Here is a 9782-nt window from a genome sequence, read left to right as displayed (position 1 = left end):
GGTCGGGCGGCTGCGGCTGCGTTGTGGCTGGTCGCGCAGTTCCCCGCGCCCCTAAGGGGCACAGACCGCCGTCGGGCGGATGCGGCTGCATCGTGGCTGATCGCGCCCCCCGGCAGGCCGTGCAACGCCGTCGGGCGGCTGCGGCTGCGTTGTGGCTGGTCGCGCAGTTCCCCGCGCCCCTAAGGGGCACAGACCGCCGTCGGGCGGATGCGGCTGCATCGTGGTTGATCGCGCAGTTCCCCGCGCCCCTAAGGGGCACAGACCGCCGTCGGCAAGCCTCGGCAGCGTCGGGGTGGGCGCGCCCGTGCGGTGGAGGCGCGGATCGATGCACCCCCGCGCCCATTTGGGGCGCGGGGGGTGTGGGGGTTATAGGGGCTTGGGGTCCAGGCGGGGGGTGGTTTGGTGGGGGGCTGTGGTGCCGGAGGCCAGGGCGCTGCCGGTGCGCCACTTGGTCCAGTCGATGTTCCAGTCGCCGTAACCGTTGTCGAACGGCTCCATCGGGTCACCGTTGGAGTTGATGACCTTGACGATGTCGCCGGGGCGGACCGTGTCGTAGAACCACTTGGCGTTGCCGGTGCTCATGCCGGTGCAGCCGTGGCTGACGTTGGCGGAGCCCTGGGAGCCGACGGACCAGGGGGCGGCGTGGACATACTCGCCCGACCAGGTGACACGGGTCGCGTAGTACACCGGAAGGTCGTACGAGTCCGCGGTGCCCTCGGCGATTCCGACGGTGGTGCCGCGCATCCGTACGAAGTACTCCTTCTCCAGCACCACCTTGACGCCGTTGCGTGTCTCGAAGCCCGGCTTGCCGGTGGTGATCGGGACCTGGTTGATCTCCTGGCCGTTCTTGTACACCGTCAGCGTGTGCGTGGCGGCGTCCGTGACGGCCTCGACCCGGTCCCCCGTGGTGATCTTCAGGGGTTTCGCCTTGCCGCCCCGCAGCCGGTCGTCGATCCGGATGCCCTCCAGGTTGCTGTGCACCTGGATGGTGGCGTGGGCGGGCCAGTAGTCCTCGGGGCGGTAGTGCAGCTGCTTGTCGTCCACCCAGTACCAGGAGCCCTTCACCGCGGGCGTGGAGTCGACCCGGAGGGCGTTCTCCACGATGGCGCGCTGCGCCTTGTCCTTGACGGGCTCGTTCAGCTCGGCCGTGATGGGCTGGCCGACGCCGTACTCGCCCGCCTCGGGGCCGAAGGTGACGTCGAGGGTCTTCTTCGTGGTGGGCCGACTGGTGTCGAAGGTGAGGGTCTTGCGGCCGGGCGCCCCGTCCGCGTTCTCCGTGCTGACCCGCACCGTGTAGTGGGCGTCGGCGGCGAGCGGTGAGGTGCTGTGCCAGCGGCTGCCGTCGGCCGCGAGTTCGCCCGCCACATAGCGTCCTGTCGCGTCCACGGCCGTGACGTCCGTGATGCGCCCCTCTCCGCTCTTGGCGGTCACCTCAAGGGGCTTGTCCGGGTCGGCCTTCTTCCCGGCGTCCTTGGGAGCGTTGAAGGAGATCTGGCCCGCCGCGTCGTACGGCTTGGCCGCCAGGGGGTCTTCGCCGTGCGAACCGCAGGAGATGACGCCGGTACCGAGGGCGGTGACCAGCAGCGTGCAGCCGACGACGGTGCGGATGCGGGCTCGGGGGAACGCAGTCTGGCTCATGACCTCACGCTAGGAAGCATCGTCAACACCGGCGCGCTGGGTGAGCCGTCCGGGTGAATGTCCCCGAAATAATGACGACGGGAGCCCGGCCCCCTTGCGGGGACCGGGCTCCCGTGCGTGTCCGGTGCGTACTACTGAGTGCGGCTCTCGCCGTGGTAGTACTCGAAAACCCAGCCGAACAGGCCGACCAGGATGATCGGCAGCGAGAAGTACAGCAGCCACCAGCCGACCGCAATCCCGAGGAAGGCCAGCGCGCCGCCGATGCCGAGGGCGAGCGGCTGCCAGCTGTGCGGGCTGAAGAAGCCCAGCTCGCCCGCGTCGTCCGCGACGTCGGCCTCCTTGTCGTCCTGGGCACCCACGTCGACCCGCCGGGCGGTGAAGCCCAGGTAGAAGCCGACCATGATGCACAGGCCGAAGGCCAGGAAGAGCGCCGTGGTACCGGCCGGCTCCTTCGACCACACGCCGTAGACGACCGCCACGGCGAGCACGAAGACACTCAGCCACATGAACAAATGGCCCTGGATCTTCACTTGCCGGCCTCCTTGCCGCCCGCGATGGCGCTGCTGCCGTGACCGGCGTACTCCAGCTGCTCCAGGGCCACGATCTCAGGGTGGTGCAGGTCGAACGCCGGGGATTCGCTGCGGATCCGAGGCAGGGTGAGGAAGTTGTGCCGCGGCGGCGGGCAGGACGTCGCCCACTCCAGCGAACGGCCGTAGCCCCACGGGTCGTCGACCTCGACCTTCTTGCCGTACTTGGCCGTCTTCCACACGTTGTAGAGGAACGGCAGGATCGACAGACCCAGCAGGAACGACGAGATCGTGGAGACCGTGTTCAGCGCGGTGAAGCCGTCGGCCGCCAGATAGTCGGCGTACCGGCGCGGCATGCCCTCGGCGCCCAGCCAGTGCTGTACCAGGAAGGTGCCGTGGAAGCCGATGAACAGCGTCCAGAAGGTGATCTTGCCGAGGCGTTCGTCCAGCATCTTGCCGGTCCACTTCGGCCACCAGAAGTGGAAGCCGGAGAACATCGCGAAGACGACGGTGCCGAAGACGACGTAGTGGAAGTGGGCCACCACGAAGTACGAGTCGGAGACGTGGAAGTCCATCGGCGGCGACGCCAGGATGACACCGGTCAGACCGCCGAAGACGAACGTGATCAGGAAGCCGGTCGCCCAGAGCATCGGTGTCTCGAAGGACAGCGAGCCCTTCCACATGGTGCCGATCCAGTTGAAGAACTTCACCCCGGTCGGGACCGCGATCAGGAAGGTCATGAAGGAGAAGAACGGCAGCAGCACACCGCCGGTGACGTACATGTGGTGCGCCCACACGGTCACGGACAGGCCGGCGATGGCGATGGTCGCGGCGATCAGGCCCATGTAGCCGAACATCGGCTTGCGGGAGAAGACCGGGATGACCTCGGAGATGATGCCGAAGAACGGTAGCGCGATGATGTACACCTCTGGATGGCCGAAGAACCAGAAGAGGTGTTGCCACAGCAGCGCTCCGCCGTTGGCGGCGTCGAAGATATGGGCGCCGAACTTGCGGTCGGCCTCCAGCGCGAACAGGGCGGCGGCCAGGACCGGGAAGGCGAGCAGCACCAGGACACCGGTCAGCAGCACGTTCCACACGAAGATCGGCATGCGGAACATGGTCATGCCGGGGGCGCGCATGCAGATGATGGTGGTGATGAAGTTGACCGAGCCGAGGATGGTGCCGAAGCCGGACATGGCCAGACCCATGATCCACATGTCGGCGCCGATACCGGGCGAGCGGACCGCGTCGGACAGCGGGGAGTAGGCGAACCAGCCGAAGTCGGCCGCGCCCTGCGGGGTGAGGAAGCCACCGACCGCGATGAGCGAGCCGAACAGGTACAGCCAGTAGGCGAACATGTTCAGCCGGGGGAAGGCCACGTCCGGCGCGCCGATCTGCAGCGGCATGATCCAGTTCGCGAAGCCGGCGAACAGCGGCGTCGCGAACATCAGCAGCATGATCGTGCCGTGCATCGTGAACGCCTGGTTGAACTGCTCGTTCGACATGATCTGCAGACCCGGCCGGGCCAGCTCGGCGCGCATGACCAGCGCCATCACGCCGCCGATCAGGAAGAACGCGAACGACGTGACGAGATACAGCGTCCCGATCGTCTTGTGGTCGGTGGTCGTCAGCCACTTCACCACGACGTTGCCGGGCTGCTTGCGCCTGACCGGCAGCTCGTTCTCGAACGAGTCTTCAGCTGCCGCGGCACCCTGGGGTTCGTTGAGGATGCTCACAGGTTTGTCGTCTCCCGGTTCTTCTCGTGGCTCGTCTGCGCGATGCCCGCGGGAATGTAACCGGTCTGCCCCTTCTTGGCGAGGTCCTTGAGGTGCTGCTCGTAGCGCTCGGGGGAGACGACCTTCACGTTGAACAGCATCCGGGAGTGGTCGACGCCGCAGAGTTCGGCACACTTGCCGAGGAAGGTGCCCTCCTGATTGGGGGTCACCTGGAAGGCGTTCGTGTGGCCCGGGATGACGTCCTGCTTCATCAGGAACGGCACCACCCAGAAGGAGTGGATGACGTCACGCGAAGTGAGGACGAAGCGGACCGTCTTGCCCTTCGGGAGCCACAGCGTCGGACCCGGGTTGTTGGTCTGCGGGTTCCGGGTGCCCGGCGTACCGACGTCGTAGACACCGCCGGCGCTCGCCGGGAACTCGTCCTTGAACCGGCTCGGAATGGCTTCCAGGTTCTTGTCGGTCTTCGCGTCGCCGGTCGAACCGGGAACGCTCTCGATGTAGTTGAAGCCCCAGCTCCACTGGAAGCCGACCACGTTGACCGTGACGTCGGGCTTCTTCGAGAGGTCCAGGAGCTTCGTCTCGTCCCGGGCGGTGAAGTAGAACAGCACCGAGATGATGATGATCGGGACCACGGTGTACAGGGCCTCGATCGGCATGTTGTACCGAGTCTGCGGAGGAACCTCGACCTTGGTCCGGCTGCGCCGGTGGAAGATCGCACTCCACAGGATCAGGCCCCACACCAGCACGCCGACGGCGAGCGCGGCAGCCCAGGAGCCCTGCCACAGCGAGAGGATCCGCGGAGCCTCTTCCGTGGTCGGGGTGGGCATACCAAGGCGGGGGAAGTCCTTGTATGTGCAACCGGTAGCGGTCGCCAGGACCAGGCCCGCGGTCATTGCCTGCAGCAGCTTCCGCCGCATCGGGCGCCGCGGCGAGCGGTCGGAGCCGTTGGGACTCACGTAGCGCCTTCCCGAGAGTCTCGCCCGCGCGGTTCGGCTGCGGCCTTCTCGCTGGTCGGTCGCCGCCCTGCGTCGGGCAGGGGTTTGGATGTTTATGCGGACCAAACCCTAGCCCACGCCCTCCGGGGGGTTGCGGGGAGGGGGCCCTTCGCGCCGCGGGTCGTGCCATGAAGGGTTTGGGCGGCTGAGAGCGGGGTGCTGTGGTGTGGGGGCGCCTTGGAGGTCGGGGGTTCGGGGGCTTTGGCGGGTGCGGTGGCGTTGTGGCTTGGCGTGCGGTTCCCCGCGCCCCTTTGGGGGCTTGGTGTGTGGGGGGTTTTAACGTTGCTGTATGGGCTACTTCGATGGTGCTTCTGCTGCTCCTCTTCATCCTGTCGCTCGGCAGGCGTTGCTGGCCTCGTTGGATGAGGGGTGGGCCGATCCCGCGCGGCTGTACCGGGAGGGGCGGCGGGCGCGGCTGCTGCTGGACGCCGCGCGGGAGACCGCGGCGGAGGCGGTGGGCTGCCGTCCGGACGAGCTGGTGTTCACCTCGTCCGGGACCCGGGCCGTGCACACCGGGATCGCGGGGGCGCTGGCCGGGCGGCGGCGGGCCGGTCGCCACCTGATCGTGTCAGCCGTCGAACACTCCTCGGTGCTGCATGCCGCCGACGTGCACGAGCGGGACGGCGGGACGGTCACCCGAGTGGCGGTCGACCGATCGGGGGCGGTGGACCCGTCGGCGTACGCGGCCGCGCTGCGTCCCGAGACCGCGCTGGCCTGTCTGCAGTCGGCCAATCACGAGGTGGGCACCGTGCAGCCGGTGGCGGCGGTCGCCGAGATGTGCCGGGCGGCCGGGGTGCCGCTGCTGGTGGACGCGGCCCAGTCGCTGGCGTGGGGGCCGGTCGAGGGCGGCTGGTCGCTGCTGACGGGCAGCGCCCACAAGTGGGGCGGACCGCCCGGGGTGGGCCTGCTGGTGGTGCGCAAGGGCGTCCGGTTCGCGGCCCAAGGACCCACGGACGAACGGGAGTCGGGCCGGGCGGCCGGGTTCGAGGACATTCCGGCGATCGTGGCCGCGGCGGCCTCGCTGCGGGCGGTGCGGGCCGAGGCCGCCAAGGAGGCGGTCCGGCTGCGGGAACTGACGGACCGGATCCGGACCCGGGTGCCGGGGGCGGTGCCGGACACGGAGGTGGTCGGCGATGCGGACCGCCGGCTGCCCGGGATCGTCACGTTCTCCTGTCTCTACGTCGACGGCGAGACGCTGCTGCACGCGCTGGACGCGGAGGGCTTCTCCGTCTCGTCCGGCTCGTCGTGCACCAGCAGCACGCTGACGCCGAGCCATGTGCTGCGGGCGATGGGGGTGCTCAGCGAGGGGAACGTACGGGTGTCGCTGCCGCCGGGGACGGCCGAGGCGGACGTCGAGCGGTTCCTGTCGGTGCTGCCGGGTGCGGTGGCGGGGGTGCGGGAGAAGTTCGGCGCGCCGGCGCCGGCGCCGGTGACGGCCCCCGCCCGGTCCGGGGCGCTCGTCGTGGACGCCCGCGGCAAGCGGTGCCCGATTCCGGTGATCGAGCTGGCGAAGGTCATCGGGGACGTACCGGTGGGCGGCGAGGTGCGGGTGCTCGCGGACGACGCGGCGGCCCGGCTGGACATCCCCGCGTGGTGCGAGATGCGCGGGCAGGAGTACGTCGGCGAGGAGCCGGCGGACCACGGCTCGGCCTATGTGGTCCGCCGGGCGGCCTGAGCGGTTCCGGTGAGTACGCTGCGGTTCGACAGCGCCCCGAAGGGGCGCGGGGCTGTACGCATCGCCGCGCATCCAGCGGAGCGCTTGGTCAGGCGAGGCGGCCCTGCACCTCGGCCGCCGCGTCATGGCCGTACGCCTTGGTGAAGCGGTCCATGAAGTGGGCGCGGCGCAGCTGGTACTCCTGGGTGCCGACCGTCTCGATGACGAGGGTGGCGAGCATGCAGCCGATCTGGGCGGCACGCTCCAGGGAGACGCCCCAGGCGAGACCGGACAGGAAGCCGGCGCGGAACGCGTCGCCGACGCCGGTGGGGTCGGCCTTGCGCTCCTCCTCCGGGCAGCCGACCTCGATCGGTTCGTCGCCGGCCCGCTCGATGCGGACGCCGCGGGCGCCGAGGGTGGTGACCCGGTGGCCGACCTTGCCGAGGATCTCCTGGTCGCTCCAGCCGGTCTTGGACTCGATGAGGCCCTTCTCGTAGGCGTTGGAGAACAGGTACGTGGCGCCGTCCAGCAGTATCCGGATCTCCTCCCCGTCCATGCGGGCGATCTGCTGGGAGAAGTCGGCGGCGAACGGGATGCCCCGGGAGCGGCACTCCTCGGTGTGCCGGAGCATCGCCTCCGGGTCGTCCGCGCCGATCAGCACGAGGTCGAGGCCGCCGATCCGGTCGGCGACGGTCTTCAGCTCGATGAGCCGCGCCTCGCTCATCGCGCCGGTGTAGAAGGAGCCGATCTGGTTGTGGTCGGCGTCGGTGGTGCACACGAAGCGTGCGGTGTGCAGGGTCTCGGAGATGCGCACGGAGTCCGTGTCCACGCCGTGCCGCTCCAGCCAGGCGCGGTAGTCGTCGAAGTCGGAGCCCGCGGCACCGACCAGGATCGGCCGCGTACCGAGCTGCCCCATGCCGAAGGCGATGTTCGCGCCGACACCGCCCCTGCGGACGTCGAGGTTGTCGACCAGGAACGAGAGCGAGACGGTGTGCAGCTGATCCGCGACGAGCTGGTCGGAGAAGCGACCCGGGAACGTCATGAGGTGGTCGGTGGCGATGGAGCCGGTGACTGCGATGCGCACGGCGAGGACTCTCCTGAGGGAGGCAGTTTGACAGTTCACGCTACCCGGTTCGCACAGGGCGCTGAAGTCGGCAAAAATAGCCGATAGCAGATCCTTCTCCGCACAATCCGGTCTGTCTACGGTGCCCTCATGACGAACCTCAAGGTCCACTCCCCCGCCCCGGCCGACCTCGAAGGAGACCTGGCCTCGCTGCGCGGCGACTGCGCCCGGATGGCTCCGCGCTGGACGGTGCACCGGGACGCCGACGCCCGTCCGGTGCCGCCGTCGCTCATCCACGGGGTGACCGTCCCGCCGCGCTCCGCCCGGCTGCTGGACGCGATGTCGGACTACGGCGACTGAGCCGCCCCGCGGGGGCGCGCGGCCGGTCCCGGCGCGCGCCCGTGGGAACCGCGCGCTCCCGTTCCTCGTCCCATCGCTGTCCCCCTGGAAGGGGATGCGGGAAACGACCCACCAAGGAGCGATGCGGTGAACACCGAGCGACCCGACAACCCCGACACCCCCGACCGGGACGACGAGGACGCGGCCGCGGGTACCGCCGGAAGGACCGCGCCGGAGAAGGAGACCACGGAGGAACAGGGGAACGGAGAGGCACGGGGAAACGGCGAGGAACAGGGGAACGGGGAGGCACAGGGGAACGCGGAAAAGCAAGTAAGCGCGGAAGAGGGGGATGCCGTGCGGGCCGGGGCCGGCGGGCGGCGGCGGTCTTCCGTGGTGGTGTCCGTCGCGGTGGCCGTGTTGCTGGCCGGGGGTGGCGGGGCCTATCTGGCCGCCACCGCGGGCGGCGGTTCGGGCGGTGGCCCGGGCCCGGCGTCCGGTGCCGGCGGGACTCCCCCGCGGCTCGCCCTGGACGGATACGCGGCGCCTTCGGCGGGCTCGCCGGCGCCCTCGGGCGGCACGAACGGGATCGCGCCCGGTGAGCCCGCTCCGTACGGCGTGACGTACAAGGCGAGCGGCGCCCTGCCCGACGGGCCCGGCTCGGCACCGGTGTACCGGCCCGCGGGCGAGGTCACCGCAGAGGACGTGGCCCGGCTGGCGGTGGCACTCGGGGTGGACGGCAAGCCGGTGACCGACACGGCGGGCTGGCGGGTCGGCTCCGGGCAGGACGGCGCGGGGCCGAGCCTGCGGGTGGCCGGGCAGGCGCCGGGGAACTGGACCTTCCAGCGGTACGCACCCGGCACCGACAACTGCAAGGGCACCACCACCTGTACGCAGGGACCCGCCGACCCCGCCGCCGAACCCGTGAGCGTGCCCGCCGCGGAACAGGCGGCGGCGCCGGTCCTCAAGGCGCTCGGCCAGGACGACGCGAAGATCGACGCGAGCCGGGTGGTGGGCGCCCAGCGGGTGGTGAACGCCGATCCGGTGGTCGGCGGCCGGCCCACGTACGGCTGGACGACCGGGCTGACCGTGAGCGGGCAGGGCGACGTGGTCGCCGGCAGCGGGCTGCTGAAGGCGCCGGAGAAGGGCGACACGTATCCCGTCCTGAGCGCGCGGCGGACGCTGGACCTGATGAACGCGGCGCCCAGGACCGACCACCGCATGGGCATCGGCGGCTGCGCCGGCCCCGTACCCCTGAAGGACCGGCTGGAGCAGCCGTGCGAGGCCGAGCCGCCGACGGCCGCGCCGCGGCAGGGCACGGCGACCGTACGCGCGGCGGTCTTCGGGCTGGCCGCGCACTCCGTCCGGGGGCGGCAGACGCTGGTGCCGTCCTGGCTGTTCGAGGTGCGGGGCACGGGCGCACGGGACGCCTTCACGGTGACGTATCCGGCGGTGGACCCCGAGTACCTGGGCGCGGCGAGCCCGTCGGCCGCGCCGCCCGCGGAGTCCGGACCCGCGCCGAAGACCCGGGACGTCACCGTGGACGGCTACACGGCCGAGGACTCAAAACTGACCGTGAGCTTCATGGGCGGGGTGTGCGCCGACTACACGGCGTCCGTCGAGGAGAGCGCGAAGCGGGTGACGGTCACGGTGACGGAGAAGCCGTGGCCGGACAAGGTCTGCATCCTGATCGCCAAGGAGTACCGGAAGACCGTTGCGCTGGATGCGCCGCTGGGTGGCCGAAGCGTGGTCGGGACGGACGGCAAGCCGATCCCGGAGGGCGGGCGCGGACCGCTGCCACGGCCGTGAGTGCGCGGTCGGTCGGTTGCGACG

8 protein-coding genes are annotated in these 9782 nt (G+C 70.4%); 3 read left to right on the top strand and 5 right to left on the bottom strand.

What is annotated here, in order from left to right:
- Positions 1 to 366: 366 nt before the first annotated feature.
- The 4 genes from ACFYTE_RS26620 to coxB all read right to left on the bottom strand — a co-directional run bounded on the left by ACFYTE_RS26620 (position 367) and on the right by coxB (position 4857).
- Complete coding sequence (locus ACFYTE_RS26620) at positions 367 to 1638, bottom strand: Ig-like domain-containing protein (protein WP_388715264.1); 1272 nt, start codon at positions 1636 to 1638, stop codon at positions 367 to 369.
- Positions 1639 to 1769: 131 nt separating this feature from the next.
- Positions 1770 to 2168, bottom strand: a complete 399-nt coding sequence (locus ACFYTE_RS26615; protein WP_388715262.1) for a cytochrome c oxidase subunit 4 — start codon at positions 2166 to 2168, stop codon at positions 1770 to 1772.
- Positions 2165 to 3901, bottom strand: a complete 1737-nt coding sequence (gene ctaD, locus ACFYTE_RS26610; RefSeq protein ID WP_388715259.1) for a cytochrome c oxidase subunit I — start codon at positions 3899 to 3901, stop codon at positions 2165 to 2167. Before ctaD ends, ACFYTE_RS26615 begins: the two co-directional genes overlap by 4 nt.
- Positions 3898 to 4857, bottom strand: coding sequence for a cytochrome c oxidase subunit II (gene coxB / locus ACFYTE_RS26605; RefSeq protein ID WP_388715256.1), 960 nt, complete (start codon positions 4855 to 4857; stop codon positions 3898 to 3900). Before coxB ends, ctaD begins: the two co-directional genes overlap by 4 nt.
- 328 nt (positions 4858 to 5185) lie before the next feature.
- On the opposite strand from coxB, the gene ACFYTE_RS26600 reads away from it, so the two are divergent.
- The gene (locus tag ACFYTE_RS26600) at positions 5186 to 6571 is read left to right on the top strand and encodes a cysteine desulfurase/sulfurtransferase TusA family protein (protein WP_388715253.1); all 1386 of its coding nucleotides are present in this window, start codon (positions 5186 to 5188) and stop codon (positions 6569 to 6571) included.
- 88 nt (positions 6572 to 6659) lie between these two features.
- On the opposite strand, the gene ACFYTE_RS26595 is transcribed toward ACFYTE_RS26600, so the two are convergent.
- On the bottom strand, positions 6660 to 7634 hold the full coding sequence (locus ACFYTE_RS26595; RefSeq protein ID WP_388715250.1) for a carbohydrate kinase family protein: 975 nt from the start codon (positions 7632 to 7634) through the stop codon (positions 6660 to 6662).
- A gap of 129 nt (positions 7635 to 7763) precedes the next feature.
- Here ACFYTE_RS26595 and ACFYTE_RS26590 point away from each other — a divergent pair, with 129 nt between their 5' ends.
- Both ACFYTE_RS26590 and ACFYTE_RS26585 read left to right on the top strand, forming a co-directional pair.
- Positions 7764 to 7973, top strand: a complete 210-nt coding sequence (locus ACFYTE_RS26590; RefSeq protein ID WP_388715247.1) for a hypothetical protein — start codon at positions 7764 to 7766, stop codon at positions 7971 to 7973.
- 126 nt (positions 7974 to 8099) lie between these two features.
- Complete coding sequence (locus tag ACFYTE_RS26585; RefSeq protein WP_388715245.1) at positions 8100 to 9758, top strand: hypothetical protein; 1659 nt, start codon at positions 8100 to 8102, stop codon at positions 9756 to 9758.
- The last annotated feature ends 24 nt before the right edge of the window (positions 9759 to 9782 follow it).

It is taken from the genome of Streptomyces sp. NPDC004629 (genome assembly GCF_042873595.1).
Taxonomy (GTDB): Bacteria; Actinomycetota; Actinomycetes; order Streptomycetales; family Streptomycetaceae; genus Streptomyces.
Note: the sequence above shows the minus strand (reverse complement) of the source record. Positions and strands in the feature narration are given on the sequence as shown.

Bases quoted from the DNA above. Each gene is read 5' to 3' on its own strand.
- ACFYTE_RS26620 (WP_388715264.1), bottom strand. From the start codon at position 1,638: ATGAGCCAGACTGCGTTCCCCCGAGCCCGCATCCGCACCGTCGTCGGC.
- ACFYTE_RS26600 (WP_388715253.1), top strand. From the start codon at position 5,186: ATGGGCTACTTCGATGGTGCTTCTGCTGCTCCTCTTCATCCTGTCGCT.
- ACFYTE_RS26590 (WP_388715247.1), top strand. From the start codon at position 7,764: ATGACGAACCTCAAGGTCCACTCCCCCGCCCCGGCCGACCTCGAAGGA.